The organism is Falsiroseomonas bella (assembly GCF_003173615.1).
Lineage (GTDB): Bacteria > Pseudomonadota > Alphaproteobacteria > Acetobacterales > Acetobacteraceae > Falsiroseomonas > Falsiroseomonas bella.
In genome coordinates this window covers 57253-76848 of sequence record NZ_QGNA01000006.1, presented here as the reverse complement: position 1 = coordinate 76848, position 19596 = coordinate 57253, and the positions used below count along the sequence as shown (strand labels likewise).

The 19596-nt window shown below is 69.1% G+C and carries 11 protein-coding genes; all 11 read left to right on the top strand.

Translation table 11 applies throughout. The features are described from left to right. Positions 1-73 precede the first annotated feature (73 nt). The 11 genes from DFH01_RS23725 to DFH01_RS23670 all read left to right on the top strand — a co-directional run bounded on the left by DFH01_RS23725 (position 74) and on the right by DFH01_RS23670 (position 19403). A complete protein-coding gene (locus DFH01_RS23725; RefSeq protein WP_109873007.1) occupies positions 74-451 on the top strand; it encodes a phage-derived protein YdaY family protein in 378 nt (125 codons plus the stop codon). 327 nt (positions 452-778) lie between these two features. Then, a complete protein-coding gene (locus tag DFH01_RS23715) occupies positions 779-2947 on the top strand; it encodes a tape measure protein (RefSeq protein ID WP_109873005.1) in 2169 nt (722 codons plus the stop codon). Further along, on the top strand, positions 2947-3576 hold the full coding sequence (locus tag DFH01_RS23710; protein WP_109873004.1) for a DUF2460 domain-containing protein: 630 nt from the start codon (positions 2947-2949) through the stop codon (positions 3574-3576). The genes DFH01_RS23715 and DFH01_RS23710 overlap by 1 nt, the downstream gene beginning before the upstream one ends. A gap of 98 nt (positions 3577-3674) precedes the next feature. Further along, positions 3675-5051, top strand: coding sequence for a transposase (locus DFH01_RS23705; RefSeq protein WP_109873003.1), 1377 nt, complete (start codon positions 3675-3677; stop codon positions 5049-5051). A gap of 434 nt (positions 5052-5485) precedes the next feature. Next, positions 5486-6676 carry an MFS transporter gene (locus tag DFH01_RS23700; RefSeq protein WP_158287882.1) on the top strand — a complete coding sequence of 397 codons (1191 nt, stop codon included), beginning with the start codon at positions 5486-5488 and terminating at the stop codon, positions 6674-6676. A 151-nt stretch (positions 6677-6827) separates the two neighbouring features. Continuing rightward, entirely contained in the window at positions 6828-7691 is an 864-nt protein-coding gene (locus DFH01_RS23695) for a phage/gene transfer agent baseplate hub protein (RefSeq protein ID WP_109873001.1), read from the top strand. After that, positions 7688-8089, top strand: coding sequence for a C40 family peptidase (locus DFH01_RS23690; RefSeq protein ID WP_109873000.1), 402 nt, complete (start codon positions 7688-7690; stop codon positions 8087-8089). Before DFH01_RS23695 ends, DFH01_RS23690 begins: the two co-directional genes overlap by 4 nt. A gap of 3 nt (positions 8090-8092) precedes the next feature. Continuing rightward, positions 8093-11665, top strand: a complete 3573-nt coding sequence (locus tag DFH01_RS23685; protein WP_109872999.1) for a phage tail protein — start codon at positions 8093-8095, stop codon at positions 11663-11665. Continuing rightward, positions 11662-12600, top strand: a complete 939-nt coding sequence (locus DFH01_RS23680; RefSeq protein WP_109872998.1) for a hypothetical protein — start codon at positions 11662-11664, stop codon at positions 12598-12600. Before DFH01_RS23685 ends, DFH01_RS23680 begins: the two co-directional genes overlap by 4 nt. Continuing rightward, positions 12600-13085, top strand: a complete 486-nt coding sequence (locus DFH01_RS23675; protein WP_109872997.1) for a hypothetical protein — start codon at positions 12600-12602, stop codon at positions 13083-13085. The genes DFH01_RS23680 and DFH01_RS23675 overlap by 1 nt, the downstream gene beginning before the upstream one ends. 399 nt (positions 13086-13484) lie before the next feature. Continuing rightward, the gene (locus DFH01_RS23670; RefSeq protein ID WP_109872996.1) at positions 13485-19403 is read left to right on the top strand and encodes a peptidoglycan DD-metalloendopeptidase family protein; all 5919 of its coding nucleotides are present in this window, start codon (positions 13485-13487) and stop codon (positions 19401-19403) included. Positions 19404-19596: the final 193 nt, after the last annotated feature.

Here is a 19596-nt window from a genome sequence, read left to right as displayed (position 1 = left end):
AGCCGTCAGGCTGCCGTCACACATCGCTGTGATCGGGCTCGCCGCCACCTCTTCATGATCCCTGGAGAACCGTATGCTCATCCTCGACCTCCCGGCCGAGCCGTATTGGCTCGACCTGCCGCGCGGCGTCCGCGTCGAGATGCGGCCAGTCACGACCGCCGTCATGGCCGCAGCGCAGGCTGCCGCTTCACGCCGCCTCGCTGCGATCCGCCTCACCGACCCGGACCTCGACGCCGACATGGCGCGCGGCCTCTCCTTCGCCTTCCTGGTCAAGGCGCTCGCCCGTCATGCCGTCACCGCCTGGGAGGGCGTCGGCGACGCTGCGGGCCAGCCGCTGCCGCTCTCGCCTGAGGCCGTCGAGCGGCTGATGGACCTCGACGACATCGCTGCCGCGTTCTGGGACCGCGCCACCGCACCTGTCGCCGCGGTGGCCGCGGAGGGAAACGGCTGAAGGCCCGCGCCACCTGGCACTTCGGGCGCGGGCCTGACTACTGCCGCGGCTGCGATGCGCTCGGCCGCAGCTGCGCCGAGGCATGTCCCTACACCGCCCACGCGCCCTGCACCGTGGAAGCCGCCGCCGTGTGGTGCGCCGGCACCGCCTGCGTGACCGCGAGCAGCGTCGGCGCTGATCTCGATCTTGCCGGCGCACTGGCGATGGCACGCGAGCTTGGCGCCACGGGCTGGGCTGCCGCTGAACTGCTGACCGCGCTGCGCCTTGGCCTTGCCGAAGGCCTCGCAGCGCGGACCTCCCCCACCCCAGACGCAGGAGGTGTCGCCCATGGCGGATAGCACCCGGCGCGTCTCGGTGCGCCTGTCGCTGGACGATGCCGCCCGCGTGAAGGCCGGGTTGCGCGAGGTCGGGGAGACCGGCCAGCGCAGCCTGGAGCGCATCCGCGACGGCGCCGACACCGCCTCGCGGGCGCTGTCGCTGATGGATGTCGCCACCCGCGGCATCCAGCTCGCCGGCGTGGCCGTTGCTGCACGCGCCCTGGTCCAGGCCGGCGATGCGCTCACCCAGGGCCTCTCGCGCCTGCAGACCGCCACCGGCTCGGTCGAGCGCGCGGGGCAGGTCTATGAGGCGCTCTACCGCAACGCGCTGCAGACCGGCGTCGCGGTCGGCGAGAGCGTCGACGCCTTCCAGCGCTTCTCGATCGCCGCGCGCGAGATCGGCGCCACCTCCGACCAGGTGGTGCGCCTCGTTGGCGGCCTGCAGCGCGTCGCCATCGTCTCCGGCGCGTCGACCACCGAGATCTCCTCGGCCACGCTGCAGCTCGCCCAGGCGCTGGCCTCCGGCGTGCTGCAGGGCGACGAACTGCGCTCCATCCTCGAAGCCATGCCGCTGCTGGCCGAGGGGCTGGCCAAGGAACTCGGCGTCTCGATCGGCGAGCTGCGCCGGCTCGGTTCGGAGGGCCGGCTCACCGCCGAGCGGGTCTTTCCGGCCCTGCTGCGCGCGACGGAGCGGCTCGGCGCCGAACTCGATAAGGCGCCGCTCTCCCTCGGCCGTGCCTTCGGGCAGCTGACAGCGGCGACCGAGAACTTCCTCGGCCAGCTCGATCGCGCCGTCGGCCTGTCGAACGCGCTGGCGCGTGGCCTGTCGGCGGCGGCACGGGGGATGGACGGCACACGCCGCGGCATCGGCCTGCTCGACGAGGGCGAGCGGCTGGCCGACCTACAGCGCCAGGCCGCAACGCTCTCGGCCGAGATCGGCCGGCTGGAGGCGGAGGGCGACGGCCGCCCCAGCCTGCGCGCCCCGGTCCGCCGCGGCAGCATCCGTCCCGGCCTCGTCGGCACCGCCGAGAGCCAGGCCGGCGTCGATCGCAGCCAGCGCCTGGAGGAGCTGCGCCAAAACTACTTCGCCGTCCTGGCGGAGATCGACACCGCCGAACGCGGCGCGCTGACCCGCCGGCTGGAGGAGCAGGAGCGGGCCGGCCAGGCCGCCACCGAGGCCCGCCGCCGCCGTGCCACGCAGGACGTGCTCGACCTCCGGCGCGATCTCGATGACCGCTTCCGGATCACCCGCGAATACGACGAGCGCGTTCGCCGGCTGCGCGAGGCCGAGGCCGCCGGTGCCATCGACGCCGCCGAGCGCACCCGCCTGGAGGCGCTCGCAACGGGGGAGCGCGACGAGGCGCTGCGCCGGCTGGAGGGCACCACCCGCCGCGTCGTCGCCGCGCAGCGGGACAACCGCGACGCCGAGCGCGAGGTCAACGACGTCCTGCGTGAGCGCGAGCGGCTCATCCAGGACAACGAGACGGCGTATGAACGCTATGCCCGCCGCCTGGAACGGCTCGGGGATCTCGTCCAGCGCAGCGAGCGCGCCGGCCGGCCGCTGCCGGAGGAGACGATCGGCCGAGAGGCCAATGCCGCCATCGCGGAACTGGAGACGGCGGAGGGCCGGCTGCGCGAAAACACCGAGCGGACGGGGGACGCCGCCCGCGAACTCGGCCTCGCCTTTTCGTCGGCGTTCGAGGACGCCGTGGTCGAGGGCCGCGGCTTTGGCGAACTGCTCAAGGGCCTGGAGCGCGATCTCCTCCACATCGGCACCCGCAAGCTGGTCACCGAGCCGCTGGCGAATGCCGCCACCGGCCTGCTCAACTCGGCGCTGGCCGGGATCGGCAGCCTGCTTGGCGGCCCGGCGGTCGCCAGCGCGCGGGGGAATGCCTTCGGCCCCGGCGGCCTGATCCCCTTCGCGACGGGCGGCATCGTCGACCGGCCGACGCTGTTCCCCTTTGCCCGCGGCGTCGGGCTGATGGGTGAGGCGGGGCCGGAGGCGATCCTGCCGCTCCGGCGCGGCCACAACGGCCGGCTCGGCGTCGAGGCGACGGCCACACCGATCAACGTGGTGTTCAACGTCACGACGCCCGACGCGGGATCCTTCCGCGCAAGCCAGGGCGCGATCCTGGGCGAGCTCAACCGCGCGCTGCGCCGGAGCCAGCGGAGCATCTGATGGCATTCGACGACGTGCGCTTTCCCGACCGCATCGCGCTCGGTGCGGAGGGCGGCCCGACCTTCGCGACCGTCATCACCACCTCGACCGGCGGCCACGAGCAGCGCCAGGCGAATTGGGCTGAGGCACGGCGGCGCTACAACGTGGCGACCGGCATCAAGCAGCGTGCCGACGTCGAGACGCTGCTGGCCTTCTACATCGCCCGCCGCGGCCAGCTGCGTGGCTTCCGGTTCAAGGACTGGTCCGACTACCTGCTGCCGCGGCAGCCGATCGGGATGACGGACGGCTCGCAGGCTACGTTCCAGATCACGAAGGTCTACAGCAGCGGCGGTGAGCAGGTGGCGCGGCGCATCACGCGGCCAGTGGCCGGCACGGTGCGCTGCTGGGTGGCCGGCATAGAGCGCAGTCTGGGCCCCGGTTCGGCGCAGTTCCAGGTGAATGTCGCGACCGGCGTGATCACCCTCGGCACGGCGCTGCGCGCGCCGGAGGACCAGGTGGTCGAGGCCAGCTGCGAGTTCGACGTGCCGGCGCGGTTCGACACCGACGCGCTGTCGCTGACGCTGCGCACCCATGATGTTGGCGAATGGTCCAGCATCCCCGTCGTGGAGCTGAGAGATTTCGCTGAATGAGCCCGGAATGGCTCCCTCCGAACGATTCTGTTGAAAAAGGACCGTTGAGCCACGGCGCCGACGCTGATTCAGTCCTCCTGGTAGAGGAGGGCGCAGCCATGATGGGCGAGCGGCAGGTCCGGCAAGAGGCACTGTTCTACGGCTTCAGCCTCGAGGAGCACGTCCCCGCCGATCACCTGCTGCGCGCCATCGACCGCTTCGTCGAGCTGAGCGACATCCGTCGGCAGCTTGAGCCCTTCTACAGTGCCATCGGCCGGCCGTCGGTCGATCCCGAGCTCATGATCCGGATGCTGCTGATCGGCTACTGCTGCGGCATCCGCTCCGAGCGGCGTTTGTGCGAAGAGGTCCACCTGAACCTTGCCTATCGCTGGTTCTGCCGTCTTGGCCTGGATGGCCGCGTGCCGGACCACTCCACTTTCTCCAAGAACCGGCATGGCCGCTTCCGCGACAGCGATCTGCTGCGCCGGCTGTTCGAGGCGACGGTGCGCTGCTGCATGGCCGAGGGCATCGTCGGCGGCGAGGGCTTCGTGGTGGACGCCAGCATGATCCGAGCGGACGCGAGCCGGCAGAAGGGCGCCGCCAGCGCCGCCGACCTGAACCCGGAGGGCGCGAGCCGGGCAGTGGACGAGTATCTGGCGGTGCTGGATGATGCCGCCTTCGGGGCGGCGACCGAGGTGCCGCCGAAGTTCGTCTCGCCGACCGACCCCGCCGCGCGCTGGACGGCGGCGGCCGGTGGGTTGGCCTACTATGCCTACTGCGACAACTACCTGATCGACGTCGAGCACGCGGTGATCGTCGATGTCGAGGCCACCACGGCGGTGCGCCAGGCGGAGGTCGGCGCCGCGCAGACCATGCTGACCCGCACCGCCGAGACCTTCGGCCTCTGGCCCGAGCGCCTGATCGCCGACACCGGCTACGGCTCGGCCGCGATGCTGGGCTGGCTGGTCGATGAGCAGGGCATCGAGCCGCACATCCCGGTCTTCGACAAGTCGCAGCGGACTGACGGCACCTTCAGCCGCATCGACTTCACCTACGACAACGAGCGCGACCTCTACATCTGCCCGGGCTGGAAGGAACTGCTGCACTACCGGCGCCAGTTCGCGCAGCCCCGGCTCGGCGTCGATGCCGAAGGCCTCATGCGCTATCGCGCCACCAAGCATGACTGCGGCGGCTGCGCGCTGAAGCCCCGCTGCTGCCCGAAACACCCAGCCCGCAAACTGCTGCGCTCGATCCACGAGGGCGCACGGGACATGGCGCGGGACATCGCGAAGACGGAGGAGTACGCGGTCTCGCGGCGGCAGCGGAAGAAGGTCGAGATGCTGTTCGCCCACCTCAAGCGCATCCTCGGCCTGAGTAGGCTGCGACTACGAGGCCCGAATGGTGCCCGTGATGAGTTCCACCTCGCCGCTGCCGCGCAGAACCTCCGCAAGCTCGCGAAGCTGATCCCGGTGCGGGCGCCAGCGCCCACCGGCTGACCCAGCAGCTGCGGGACAGCCGGGACTGAGCTCACCCTCCACGAACGGACGCCGCCGGAGACGACCGCGAGCGCCCCTTTTTCAACGGAATCGAACCCGAGCGGACATTGGCGTGCGGATGTCCGCCCTGCGTCGCCGCGGGCGCTCTCCTGGCGGCGCGACGTGCGTGATGCGCCGGTAAGTGACAGGTCCTCGCCGACAGGGGAGGCCGAGGCTTGCGGGCATTCCCGCCGCCTTCGATTGCGTCGCCGTGCGGCCCGGGAGAACATTTCGGAGCTGCCTGCGAGGCGAGGAGAGCGCGCGGCGGGTCGGCGGGCGATGGAGGGAAGCCGGATGCGGAACATGCTGCGCGAGCACCTCGGAGTTCGCCGTCACGTCACGACGGCGCCGTGCGTCGCGGCCTGTCCCGCGCTCCTGCAGCTTCGGATCCGCAGGTGAGCGCCGCCCACCCTCTCGCGGCCATCGTCGCCGCGCAGGTCCTCGTACAGGTCGGCGCCTTCTTCCTGCCCGCCCTGCTGCCGGCGTTCATCGCGCGCTGGTCGTTGTCGGCCACGGAGGCCGGCTGGCTCGTCGGTGCCTTCTTCGCCGCCTATGTGCCGACAGTCCCCGTTCTTGTCGCCCTGACCGACCGCGTGCCGGCGCGGCGGGTCTATCTCGCCGGCGCTGGTCTGACGGCGCTCTCGCATCTGGGCATGGCTGTCGCCGCCGATGGCTTCTGGGGCGCGCTTCTGCTGCGCGCCGTCGCAGGGGTCGGATGGGCGGCCTGCTACATGCCCGGGCTCAAGATGATCGCCGACCGGCTGGAAGGCGCCGCGCAGTCGCGCGCAGTGAGCTGGCATGCGCTTGGCGTGGGCATCGCCGGAGCCGCCTCCTTCGCGGTCGCCGGGCTCCTGGACGCCATCGCGGGCCCGGCCCTCGTCTTCATGTTCGGCGCAGTCACAGCGGCGGCCGCCTTTGGCACCGTCGCGCTGGTCATCAGGCCAGGTGGCGCCAGGTCCGGTCCGAAGGTGCCGGTTGCCGAGCTGCTGGATTTCCGTCCGGTCTTCCGGAACCGCCCGGCCTTGGCATGGATCGCGGGCTACAGCGTGCACACCTGGGAGATGGCCGCGCTGCGCGCATGGGGCGTCACCTTCCTCGCGCTCATCATGACCCGGAGCGATGCGCCGGACTGGCTGCCCGGTCCCAATGCCCTGTTCTCGGCCGCCGGCCTCCTAGGCATCGCCATCTCGGTAAGCGGGAACGAGCTCGCCCAGCGGTTCGGGCGCGCGCGGATCGTCGCCGGCGCGATGCTCGCGGGCGCGGTGCTGAGCGTTGCGACCGGCCTCTCCTTCGGGCTCTGGCCTCCCATCGCCATCTGCTGCGTGCTGGCCTGGAATGCGGCGATCTACCTCGACAGCGCCGCGCTGACCGCGGGAACCGTTGCCGCGGCCGACAAGGCACGACGCGGCGCGACCATGGGACTGCACAGCATGTGTGGCTACGCCGGCGGCTTCATCGGGCCGCTCGGAGTCGGCCTCGCGCTCGACGTCGCGGGGCGGGACACCGTCATGGGCTGGGCGCTCGCCTTTGGGCACCTCGCGCCCGTCGTGCTGGTCGGGCTGTTGGTTCTGCGCCGGCTGGCCTGACGACTTTGCCCGCTCGCCCGAGCGGTCACGAGGCTTGCTTGCGAATGACCGCTTCCCGCCCAACGCCACGGTAGCGAGCCGGCCGCACGGCTACGGGGAAGACCGACCGATTGCGGGCATTCCGCTCTCATTCAGGGGCAGGCTCTCGGAAATGAAAGCTATCTCCGCCGGTCTCGCCGCGCACCTCGCCGGACAGGCCACCACGCTGGCCACGCTCTGGCGCGTGCAGCGCCGCGACGGTGCGGTCTTCACCTTCACCGACCACGACCGCGACATCGCGTATGGCGGAGAGACGTACCTGGCCGCGCTCGGCTACCAGCGCGCGGCCATCGCCACCGGTGCCAGCCTCGCCGTCGACGAGACGGAACTGCTCGGCCTGCTGGACAGCGCCGCGCTGGATCCAGCCGAACTCCGCGCCGGGCTGTGGGATCACGCCGAGGTGCGAATCTTCGCGGTGAACTACGCGAACCTGGCGGATGGTGGGATGAAGCTTCGGCGCGGCCGGCTGGGCGAGGTCATCGCGCGCGACGACGGGTCGTTCTCGGCCGAGCTTCGCGGCCTCGCGCAGCCGCTGCAGGCGGTGATCGGCGCGGTCTACCAGCCCGAATGCCGCGCCGACCTCGGCGATGCACGTTGCAAGCTGAACCTCGCCTTTGGCGCCGGCTGGACGCAGCAGGCCAGCGTGGAGGCGGTAGTGGACAGCACGACGCTGGTCCTCGCCGATGACGGCATCGGCGGCTTCGCCAGCACCTACTTCGAAGGCGGCGTCGCCATCTGGCAGTCCGGCCCGAACGCCGGCGTCGCGCGCGAGGTGCTCGCCTGGGACCAGGGCAGCCGCACGCTATCGCTCTTTGCGCCGCCGCCGGTCGCGCCGACTGTGGGCGACGTGCTGCACCTCCAGCCCGGCTGCGACAAGCGCAAGGCGACCTGCCAGGCCGTGTTCGACAACTACCTCAATTTCCGCGGCGAGCCCTTCGTGCCGGGCGTGCTGGCCACGGTGGCGACACCGGCATGAATCTTGACGAAGCGGCCCGGGCCTATCTGGGCACGCCCTGGCGGCATCTCGGCCGCAGCACGACGGGCCTCGACTGCATCGGCCTCGTGCTGCTGGCGGCGCGCGACGCCGGCCGCGCGCTGCCCGACCCGGCGCCGTACGCCCGCGAGCCGCAGGGCACGCGACTCCTGGACGGCATCCTGGAGCATGCGGTTCGCCTGTCGTCCGCGGAGCCTGGCGACGTGCTGCTGTTCCGCATGGGCCTCTATGGCGGCCATGTCGGCATCGCCTCGCTGCACCCCGCCTGGGGCGTGCCCGCCTGCATCCACGCCTACGCGCCGCACCGCCGCGTCGTCGAGCAGCCCGTGGAGGGTGAACTCGCCGCCGCCCTGATCGGCGCCTTTCGCCTGACGGAGTAGCGCATGGCCCAGCTTGCCGTGGCTGGAGGCGGCGCCGCGCTCGGCGCAGCCCTCGGCTCCGTCGTCCCCGGCGTCGGCACCCTGCTCGGCGCCCAGGTCGGCTGGGCGCTCGGTGGCGTGGCCGGTGCGCTGCTCTTTCCGCAACGCGGCCAGGACGCCCAGGGCCCGCGCCTCACCGACCTCACCGTCCAGACCTCCAGCTACGGCGTGCCCATCCCGGTCGCCACCGGCCGCGCCAAGATCGCCGGCAACGTCATCTGGAAAACCGCGATCGAGGAGGTCTCCTCCACCCAGCGTCAGCGCGGCAAGGGCGGCGGCCGCGGCCCGTCCCAGACCACCTACGCCTACTACCTGTCCTGGGCAGTCGGCCTGTGCGAATGGCTCTCGCCCTCGCCCAACGCCCAGCTGCTCAAGATTTGGCTGGACGACAAGCTGGTCTTCGACGCCGAGGCCGCCACCGGCGTCGTCCAGGTGCCGGGCCTCACCTGGCGCTTCTATCCCGGTGACGAGGCGCAGCTGCCTGATCCGCTGATCGCCAGCATCGAGGGCGAGAATGCCCCCGCGCATCGCGGCCTCGCCACCATCGTCTTCGAGCGGGTGCCGCTGGACCGCTTCGGCAACCGCATGCCGAACGTCACGGTGGAGCTGGCCGGCAGCGCGACCAGAAGCTTTCCCGAACAGCCGGGGCAGCCGCCGGCGGTGCCGCTGTTCGAGAGCAGCCCGAGCGACTTCTTCATGGGCGCGGGCTGGAGCAACCGCGTCGCCATCGATTACCGCCGCGGCCGGCTCTACGAGGGCCGCCAGCGCGCCGGCTCCGCGGGCGGCGGCGCCGACGAGATGATCCGGGTCTACGACCTCGTCACCATGCAGACCATCGGCGAGCACCGCATCGACCAGGTGCTCGGCCACTTCTTCCCCGAAGGCAGCACGCCGAACGCCAGCAGCACCACCGCCGGCATCCTCCACGTCGGCGTCGACGGTTTTCTGTACATGACCGGCGGCCAGTCCATGCGCGTGCCGCTCTGGAAGATCGATCCGGACACGATGCGCGGTGTCGCCTATTTCGGGCCGCTGCAGGGGTCGAACCCGGTCTTCGACGGCGACGACACCATCGCGCTCTTCGTGCCGATGCAGATCGCCAGCGTCGCCGTGCCGCAGCCGGACGGCAGCACGCGGCCGCTGGTCATCGTCCAGGGCGGCCAGGCCGGCGCGGTCACGATCGACGCCGCGACGATGAGCTACGTCTGGGGCGGGCGTGACGCCACCGCGCCGCTGGCCATCCCCGGCCGGCACGGCATCATCCAGACCGACATCCTCGACGTCCAGCTCGTGCCCGGCGCCACCGGCACCGCTGGTGCGGACCTGTGGTATCTGCGCGGCACGGGCTGGAACACCGAGCCGCGGATCGAGATGATCCGGCTGCGCTACAGCCCCGCCCTCGTCATCACCCGCACCGACTTCCCGCCGATTGATGTCCCCGCCGAGATCGACGCAGGCGGCGACCGGCCGCTGATCCACCACGCCTGGTGGGATTTTTCGGACAGCACGCTGGTCATCACCATCAGCAACGCCGGCAGCAGCGCCGGGCCCTACAGCCGCTACTCCACCTTCAAATATGCGCCGGGCACCGGGGTGGTCTGGAAGCTGGTGGACCACGCGCCAGTCGGGCGCTTCGCCGGCGGGCCGGGCCGCATGGAGCGGGTGCTCGGCAGCCTCTGGGGCCTCGGCGGCGACCTGGTGCTGCAGACCGGCACCGGCCTCGCCACATGGAACCAGGACGGCGCGGACTTCTCCAACCGCTTCTGGATCGACGAGCAGGGCGCGGTGATCGGCTTTTCCGGGACGTCGGACCTGCCGACCAAGCGCTTTCTCACCCGCGCCACCGCCACCGACCTGACGCTCGGCGATGTCGTCCAGCAGCTCTGCGTCCGGGCCAGCCTCGACCCGGGCGCCATCAACGTGGCGGGCCTGACCGACAGCCTGCGCGGCTACGTCCTAGCGCGGCCCATGTCGGCCCGCGATGCCATCACGCCCCTCGCCAGCGCCTTCCAGTTCGACGCCGTCGAGCAGGACGACGTGCTGGTGTTCCGCAAGCGCGCGGGCAGCGTCGTGGCCAGCGTGCCGTACGCCGAGCTGGTGCAGGAGCGTGCAGACGCATTCGCGCTGGGCGAGCAGCGGGCCCAGGACGCCGAGCTGCCGCGTGAGCTGACGGTCCGCTACCTCGACGTCGATCGGGCGGGCGAACCAAACGCGCAGTCCTGGCGCCGGCCGGTCAGCCCGACACCGACCGTCGCAGCGACGGCCAGCAGCACGCTCGACCTGCCCATCCCGCTCACCGGCGCCGAGGCCAAGGCGATCGCACGTCGGCTGATCACCGCCACCTGGCGCGAGCGCACCCGGCTGAGCTTCGCTGTCGGCCCGCGCCACGCCCGACTGGTGCCGACCGACCCGATCACTCTCGGGCTGGCCGATGGCGCCACGCTCCGCTGCCGTGTGCTCTCGACGCAGCTGGGCGCGAACTGGACGACACGCATCGAGGCGGTGACGGAGGACGCCGCGGCCTACGCGCTCACCGCCCCGGCCGACGGCGGCTCCGGTTGGGTGCCGCCGACGCTGCCGCTGCCCTACGCCGTGCGCCTGCTGCTGCCGGACCTGCCGCTGCTCCTGGACGCCGACGATCTCGGCGGCGCAGGTCTGCGGGAATACGCGCTGATCGGTGGCTACCGGGGCCAGGCCTTTCGCGGCGCCACCCTGTTCCGCAGCGCCGACCTGCTGGCCTGGGAGGAGATCGGCGCCGTCACGCGCTCGGCGACTTGGGGCGTCGTCACCGCCATGCCGCCGGCGCCGCGCAGCCCCTGGACCTGGGATGATAGCGGCGCGCTGGAGGTGCAGCTGGAAAGCGGCGCGCTGGACAGCGCCACGGCGCTGGAGGTGCTGAACGGCGAGAACACCGCCGCGCTGATCGGCCCGAATGCCAGCGCGGAGGTGGTCCAGTTCCGTGACGCCGCCGATCTCGGTGGCGGGCGCTACCGGCTCACCGCGCTGCTGCGCGGCCGGCGCGGCACCGAGGACCAGGTCGCCGCCCGCGGCATCGGCGACGCCTTCGTGCTGCTGGACGAGGCGCTGCGCTTCCAGGCTGCGAGCTCGGAGATAGCCGCGACGCGCCACCACCGCGCGCCGTCGATCTACGAGACGGTCGAGACCGCGGCAGCGACCGTGACGAAGGCCGTCCGCGGCCGGGCAGAGCGGCCCTACGCGCCGGCGCATCTCGCCGGCAGCCGCGACGAGGACGGCAACCTCACCATCACCTGGGTCCGCCGCGCGCGGGTCGGCGGCGGCTGGGCCGACGGCACGGGCGACGTGCCGCTCAGCGAGGCGGCCGAAGCCTACGAAGTCGAGATCCTCGACGGCAGCACCGTCGTGCGCACCATCGCTGGTCTCTCTGCCAGCACCGCCACCTACACCGCTGCCGAACAGACCGCCGATTTCGGCGCGCCGCAGGCCAGCATCACCGTCCGCGTCCATCAGCTCAGCGCCATCGTCGGCCGCGGCATCGCAGCAAGGGCCACCCTATGACCACACCGAACCTTGCCATCCCGCTCATCGTCGCGAGCCAATCGCAGAAGGAGGTCACCGCCAACGCCGCCTTCACCGCGCTCGATCGCGCCATCACAGCCACCTTCGTCGCCGATGTCGCGGCTGGCAACGTGACGCTGACGGCGGCGCAGTATCGGGAGGCGCTCGGCGTGCGCGTCATCAACGCCACGGTGCCCGGCCGCGCCGTCACGCTCCCGCCGGTTGAGCGCTACGCGCTGATCAGCGTGGACGGCGCGACATCGACCGAAGACGTCACCGTCCAGCGCGGCACGGCGACGGTCGTCGTCCCCGCCGGCGGCGCCGCGCTGGTCCGCACCGATGGCACCGCGGATGGCCTGGCGGCGATCCTGCAGGGCGCGGACGGCGCGGCCGGCGCCGAAAACTTCCTGACGCTCACCGACACGCCGGACACCTTCGCCGGCCAGGCCCTGCGCCTGCTGCGCGTCAACGGTGATGAGGACGGGCTCGAGTTCTTCGAGTTCGCCGGCGGCGGCGCCGAGACCTTTCTCGATCTCACCGACACGCCCGGCACCTACGCTGGCCAGGCTGGCCGCGCGGTGGTGGTGAACGCAGGCGCCACCGGGCTCGGCTTCGGGATCCCGGCAACGCCCATCGTGACGCACACCGACAGCACCCTCGCGCCGGTGCTGGCGCAGGCCGGCCACTGGTTCCGCTGCACCAATGCCTGCACCATCACGCTGCCGTCCGACGCCACCGCCGCGTTCCCGCTCGGCACGTCGCTGACCTTCTCGCAGGCTTCGACCGGCGCGCTCATCTTCGCGGCCGGGTCGGGTGCGACCGTCAACGTCGCACCGACGCATCTCGCCAGCACCGCCGTCCAGCACGCCGTGGTCCAGGCCACGAAGCTCACAGCGAACACCTGGGTGCTGTTCGGCAATTTGGAGCTCGCGTGATGATCAGCCCCGGCGCGGTCGCGGCCATGCAGCAGTTCCAGCTGGGCGAGCTCTGGCTCTACGGCAGCTATACCTCCTCGCAGGCGCTGTCCTCCTCGCGCGTGGTCTGGAACGCCGAAGCCGTCGACACGCTGAACGCGTTCAGCCCGACCAGCAGCATCGTCACCGCGCCGGCCGGCGTCGGCTCGGCGCGCGTCTGGGCGCGCGTGCGGCATGACGGACAGGGCGGCTCTGCGGCAGGCACAGTCTTCGCGCGCATCCAGCGCAGCACGAACGGCGGCTCGAGTTGGGACACGATCTCGGAGGGGCTGGCCTCGCACCCAGGCGGCACGCCGGATCAGACAATCGACGTGCCGGAAGCGACCATCACCGTCTCGCCCGGCCATCAGTTCCGCGTGCTGTGCGGGCCGAGCGGGACCTTTGGGCTGGTGTCCTACAGCAACGATCCGAGCCGGACGTTCCTGCGGCTTGAGTGGAGCGCGTAGATTGCCGAATGATGGTCGCTCCGCTCGCCAGCACGTAGTCGAGAAAGAAAATAAACTGATCTGAACCAGGTCGGTGCAGCACGAAGATGACAGTCTGTCTGAATAGACTAACGCGAGGTCGCGCTTCGAAAATACCCGGCATGGTTGATTGCCAAATGTAACCGACTTGTGAACAATCCCTTAACGGGTCGTCGCCTGGCCGTGCCCGGAAGCCGCCGCTTCCGCAGCGTGGAGAGGCTCGATCGCCTTCGGGTGGAGCACGCCGGGTGGGCATTGCTGCAGTGGGCGCAGGCGATTTCGACCTGGCTGGAGGCATGTCCGTCCGCTCTGCCGGACCGCGTCGCCGACCCGGAATGCAGAACGCACGCTGGCCGGCCCGAACGGCGGAGTTGATCTGACATGATTGCCGCCCACCTTCCCTTCAGTGCTTCGCTCGGGCCGACTGTCGTCACACAAGGCGTCGGCGGCTCCACAAGCCATACAGGCGTCCTGTACCATTCGTGGGACTTCGCCGTACCCTTCGGCACGCCAATCCTGGCGATCGCTGATGGCTGGGTGGTCGACTACTTCGACGGTGCAGCAAGCGGCCAGGCGGGTGCTGGCAACGCAGGTAACATCATCACCGTAAGGCATGAGGGCGGCTACAGCTCTGCCTTCCACCTTGAACAGGGCTCCATCCCCGAATGGATCCGAGCCGCCGTGGATGCTGGCGGCGAGGCCCGCGTGTTGCAGGGTCAGCTTCTCGGCGTCGTGGGGAACACAGGCCTTCTGACCGGCCCCCACATCCACATCACGGCAGGCGCGGAGACGGTCTCCTGGGGAGCATCTACCGGCCACAGCGTGCTGGTCGCGAACGGGCATCCAGGCGCCAACGGCATATCTCCGGTTTCGTTCGCAGAAGCCGTCGCTGGCATACCAACCGTAGGGCAGGCGCTCGTCAGCCAAAACGCGCTTCTCGATGGCGAAGCTGGGAGCCTCTCGGAAGCCGATGCGATCCTCGCCGGCACCTTCTTGTCCATGGTTGTTTATGGCGGTTCTGTTCTCCCGTCGACGTACCGCGGTGCGCTGCAGGATAATGACGATGAGCGAAACTACGACGACCTCTACTCGGCTTATCTAGGCTCGCGCGACACGCCGTGGACCGTCCTGACGGAAGTGGATCTCAACAGTGCGCGCTTCCTTGATGACAATGGTGAGCGGCTTGGAAGCATTACGCCCGGCGGACTGTATCTTTCAGCTGCCACCAGCGTGTTCGAGGGGAACTTCAACGAGGCCATAGCCGCCCGTACAGTCATCAATGGAGAGCATACGCTCATCCTGTCGTTCCGCGGAACTGACGGCATTGATGGCGCAGGGCAGGCCCAAACATTCTTTGGCCCAGGGCTGGTCCAGTATTATCTCGGTCTAAGACCGTTCATCGCAGCAGTAGCCGATTACGTTGCAGATACATCGCGCCAGATCACAAACGTCATTGTCGCCGGCCATAGCCTGGGTGGAACGGTTGCGGATCTGTTTTTCATCGTGGACGCACCGGCATTCTCTGGTGTCAACCTCAAGGTTGTCTCCATCGCCTCGGCAGGGTTGCCGCCCGATCTGGAGGTCGGCGGCGAACTGGTTGCTGGCTCATCCCTTGTTGCTGATGCGATCGCAAGGGCGGCGGACGGCTACGTCGGCGTGGCGCACACCAATGATCGCGTTTCCCATTCGGTCGAGGTCACGTCAATCTCGGATTACTTCGACACGAACCTTTCTCCAAACAACGTCCTTCAACACAACATCCATTACTTTGGATTCGATCTGGAGATTGAAGTTCCCAGGATCGACAACGTGGATGTCACCTATCCCAGCAATCCTTTTGAATTTGTGCATGGCTTTGGCGCCGAGCACAACATCGAGTTGTATTGGGCCAACCTGCAAGCTGCCTTGCACGACCCGCTCTATGCGCTCCGGGGCACGCGCGAGATTGTCGTCGGGCTGGCCGACTATTCGCGCGTGCCAGACTTCGACGGCGAGCATCGGGCGCGCTTCCAATACTGGGACGGCGCCCGGACAGTTGGCATCGACAACGACAGTGGCCCAGGCGCATTGGAGGGCTCGGCACAGGGCGACTATATCCTCGGCCTTACTGGAAACGATCACCTATCTGGCCTCGCCGGCAACGATCTTCTTTCCGGTGGCGGGGGCAACGATACTGTTCTTGGCGGCACCGGGAATGACACGGTGCACGGGGGCGACAACGACGACGACTTGCGAGGTCAGGAGAACGCCGACTCCCTTTTTGGCGGCCAAGGGCGCGACGTGCTCTACGGCGGCGAGGAAAACGATACCCTAGACGGCGGCGGCGTCGGGTCTGGCGGCGGCGGTGATCAGTTGCTCGGCGAGGATGGCGACGACATTCTCTACGGCCTTGATGGAGCCAACACCTATTATGGCGGCCCTGACGCAGACCGTTTCGTCTTTAAGGGGCCAATCGACTTCGTCGATGTGGTCGGCGACTACAATCAGGGCAATCTCGGGAGGTACGACTCGTCGGAAGGCGATGTCATCGATATCTCTCCAATTGTAGGAGCAGCCTTCCTCGGCGGCCAGTCCGAGACTGCGCTTTGGGCGGTCGAGTATTCATCATTGGACAAGAAGGTTCGTCTTCTTGTGGATGCCGACGGCACCGGAAATGATTCGCTTCTACGCACGGTCGCAATCCTTGAAGGCGTGCCATTCGGGGACGCTGGGATCAAGGTTATTGTTGACCCAACAGGCGGAGCCAGTCCACCTGTACCGCGCTCGGTGCTGAGCCCTACCGGCAGCTACTCCATCTCGCCAGCATCCCGCGTGGTGAACGAAGATACTGGCTCAATCAGCTTCACGATCCGCCGCCCTGACGCGCGGCTCGCCGAGACGGTCTACGTCAGCACCACCTTCAATCGCGGCTCGCTGAACGACGACGACTACGTCGGCTGGCTCAACATCCCCGTCACCTTCACAGCCGGCGACGACGACGAGACGGTCACCATCGTCATCAACGACGATTCCAGCCGCGAAGCGCCCGAGACCTTCGGACTGATCATCCAGTCGTGGCCCGATCAGCCAGCCAGTAAGTATCTCGCCTCGTCCTCCTTCACGATCCTCGACGATGACGCCTCCGGCGGCAGCGGCTCCTTCGCCACGGGCAACGATGAGGTCTGGATTGAGCCGGTAGTCGGGGCGCGGAGCTACGATGGCCTGGCCGGGACAGATCTCGCCATCCTCGATCTGCGCAGTTGGTCGGGCGGGATCACCAGTTCCTCGACCAGCACCACGCGCAGCTTCGCCAGCAGCGGCAACAGCCTGCACTTCACCAATGTCGAGACCTTCTTCGTCATCGCGGGAAGCGGCAACGACGCGCTCACTGGCGGGAGCGGTGTTGACGGCCTTGTCGGCGGCTCTGGGAACGACACGCTGGATGGTGGCGGGGGGAGCGACGTCCTGATCGGGGGGAACGGCAACGACGTCTTCCAGGGCGTGGGCTTCGCGGAGATCGTGGACGGCGGTTCCGGTGAAGACACCGTCCATTTCGACCTGAGCAGTCAGACACAAGCCATCACGATAGACCTCCGCACAGGGGAGGCGGCGGATGGCTGGTGGACCGGCGTTGAGTTCATCACCGGCACGCTCGGCCAGGGCGACGACACGGTCACGGCCGGGATGCAGTTGGCGACGATTAATGGCCACACCGGCGTTGACCTGATCGTGCTGGACTACTCCGGCACGCTGGCGGACGGGCGCACAGCGACGCGGGTCAAGCTAGACAGTATGTCTGGCACAACCGGCGAAGAGGATGTCTTCCTCAGCGGCAGCACGACCGCAGTGAAGTTCAGCATCAACGACTTCGAGCGGTTCGCGATCACCGGCACGGCAGGCGACGATGAGATCCGTGGCCGCGACAGCGGCAACACGCTGATCGGCCTGGGCGGCAACGACACGCTGACCGGCGGCGCCGGCAACGACAGCCTCGATGGCGGGGCGGGGAACGATTTCTTCGGCAACGTCGGCGTTGGCGACGTGCTGGTGGGCGGCACCGGCCAGGACACCGCCAACGTCAACCTGAGCGACGTGACCGCGGCGATGACCATCGACCTGCTGACCGGCCAGGGCGCCGGGGCGGGCACTTCCTGGACCGGCGTTGAGTTCATCACCGGCACGATGGGCCAGGGCGACGACACGGTCATGGCCGGGATGCAGCTGGCGACGATCCTCGGCCACGGTGGCACCGACCTGATCGTGCTGGACTATTCGGGGACGCTGGCGGACGGGCGGACGGCGACGCAGGTGCTGTTCCAGGCGCTGGCCCACAGCAACAACGAGTTGGTCTACCTCAGCGGCAGCACGACCGCGGTGCAGTTCGCCATCAACGACTTCGAGCGGTTCGCGATCACCGGCACGGCAGGCGACGACGAGATCCGCGGCGGCAACGCCGGCAACACGCTGATCGGGCTGGACGGCAACGACACGCTGACCGGCGGCGTCGGCAACGACAGTCTCGATGGCGGCGCGGAAGATGACAGGCTGGATGGCGGCGCCGGCAACGATGTCTACGTCGTGGACAGCCCCGGCGACGTCATTGTCGAGAACGTCGGCGCCGGCTTCGACACCGTTCTGGCGCACGTCTCCTGGACCCTCAGCAACCATCTTGAGGCGCTCGCCCTGCTCGGCAGCGCTTCAATCAACGGCACGGGCAACGGCCTCGACAACCACGTCAAGGGGAACATCGCCGCGAACAGACTCGCTGGCAGCTCCGGGAACGACACCGTCGAGGGCGGCGATGGCGCCGACAGCCTCGATGGCGGTGGCGGGAACGACAGCGTCGACGGCGGCGGCGGTGTGGACACCGCCGTCTTCTCTGGGCATCGCGCTGACTACAGCATCACGGCGCTTCCAGGCGGCGGGCTCGTGGTTCAGGACTTGCGATCCGGCGCACCCGATGGAGCCGACACCCTTATCGGCGTCGAAGTCCAGCAATTCGCCGACCAGCGGATCACCTTCCTCGGTGGTGGCACGGACAGCGCCGAAACGCTGACCGGGACCGTCGGCCCCGACCTGTTCCACGCCATCGGTGGAAATGACGTACTCTACGGCCACGCCGACGCCGACACGCTCGACGGCGGCGAGGGTGCTGACACGATGCTCGGCGGCCCGGGCGACGACGCATATTTCATCGATGGCCTAGCGGACAGGATCCTGGAGACGCGCACCGGCGGCGCCGACACGGTGCATGCCTCGCTCACCTGGACGCTCGGCGCGCACCAGGAGGACCTGGTGCTGACCGGCACCGACGCGATCGACGGCACCGGCAACAACCTCGCCAACGTCATCACCGGCAACGTCGCGGCGAACACGCTGCTGGGAGGCGGCCGCGCCGACACCTTGATCGGCGGCGGCGGCAACGACCTCTACCTGATCGACGCCACGGACGTTCTGATCGAGCAGGCGGGCGGCGGCAACGACACGGTCGTCGCCAACGCGACCTTTGCTCTGCCCGACCACATCGAGGTGCTGCGCTTCAACGGCATCGCCAACGTCCGCGGCGACGGCAATGCCGGGGACAACTTCATCCTCGGCAATGTCGGGAACAACCGCCTGGTCGGCTACGACGGCAACGACACGCTGAATGGGGGGCTCGGCAACGATACGCTGCAGGGTGGCGAGGGTGCGGACAGCCTGGTCGGCGGCGAAGGCGCGGACCGGCTCGACGGCGGCAACGGCGACGACACCTATGTGCTCGCGGATGCGGATGTGGTGATCGAGCTGGCCAATGCCGGAATCGACACGGTGCTGAGCAACATCAGCTACACGCTGCCCGGCGCAGTCGAGAACCTGACGCTGCTCGGCAGCGGCGACATCGCAGGGACGGGCAATGCACTGGACAACGTGCTGACCGGTAATGGCGGCGCGAATGTCCTGCGCGGCCTTGGCGGGGATGATCGGCTGTCTGGCGGCCAGGCCGGCGATACGCTGGAGGGCGGGCTCGGCGCTGATACGCTGACCGGCAGTGGCGGCTTCGACCACTTCTTGTGGATGTCGCCGACCGAGGGTGGCGACGCGGTGGAGGATTTCCGACCCGGCGACGACAAGCTGGCCTTCCTGGCCGGCGGGTTCGGCGGGCTGGCGGTGGTCACGCTATCGCAGAACGCCGCGGCCGATGCCGCAGCGCAGTTCATCTACACCAAGGCCACGGGCGTGCTGGAGTGGGACGCGGACGGCACGGGCGGCATCGCGGCGGTGACCATCGCCACGTTGTCGAACAAGCCGACGCTCGCAGCGACGGACTTCGTCCTTGCATAGCCCGTCAAAGCACGCCGTCTTGGGACCTTCGTATCGACTACGCGCCGAGAAAGAAAATATAATGAGCTGGTCAACGGCGATGCGGCATGAAGCCGAGGGCAGGCGGTCGAATTAACCCAGAGGGCAACCGCACCACCCAAATACTCGGCCTGGTTGATTGCCAACCGTAACCGATTTGTGAATGATCCCTTAA

Bases quoted from the DNA above. Each gene is read 5' to 3' on its own strand.
- DFH01_RS23725 (WP_109873007.1), top strand. From the start codon at position 74: ATGCTCATCCTCGACCTCCCGGCCGAGCCGTATTGGCTCGACCTGCCG.
- DFH01_RS23715 (WP_109873005.1), top strand. From the start codon at position 779: ATGGCGGATAGCACCCGGCGCGTCTCGGTGCGCCTGTCGCTGGACGAT.
- DFH01_RS23710 (WP_109873004.1), top strand. From the start codon at position 2,947: ATGGCATTCGACGACGTGCGCTTTCCCGACCGCATCGCGCTCGGTGCG.
- DFH01_RS23705 (WP_109873003.1), top strand. From the start codon at position 3,675: ATGATGGGCGAGCGGCAGGTCCGGCAAGAGGCACTGTTCTACGGCTTC.
- DFH01_RS23695 (WP_109873001.1), top strand. From the start codon at position 6,828: ATGAAAGCTATCTCCGCCGGTCTCGCCGCGCACCTCGCCGGACAGGCC.
- DFH01_RS23690 (WP_109873000.1), top strand. From the start codon at position 7,688: ATGAATCTTGACGAAGCGGCCCGGGCCTATCTGGGCACGCCCTGGCGG.
- DFH01_RS23685 (WP_109872999.1), top strand. From the start codon at position 8,093: ATGGCCCAGCTTGCCGTGGCTGGAGGCGGCGCCGCGCTCGGCGCAGCC.
- DFH01_RS23680 (WP_109872998.1), top strand. From the start codon at position 11,662: ATGACCACACCGAACCTTGCCATCCCGCTCATCGTCGCGAGCCAATCG.
- DFH01_RS23675 (WP_109872997.1), top strand. From the start codon at position 12,600: ATGATCAGCCCCGGCGCGGTCGCGGCCATGCAGCAGTTCCAGCTGGGC.
- DFH01_RS23670 (WP_109872996.1), top strand. From the start codon at position 13,485: ATGATTGCCGCCCACCTTCCCTTCAGTGCTTCGCTCGGGCCGACTGTC.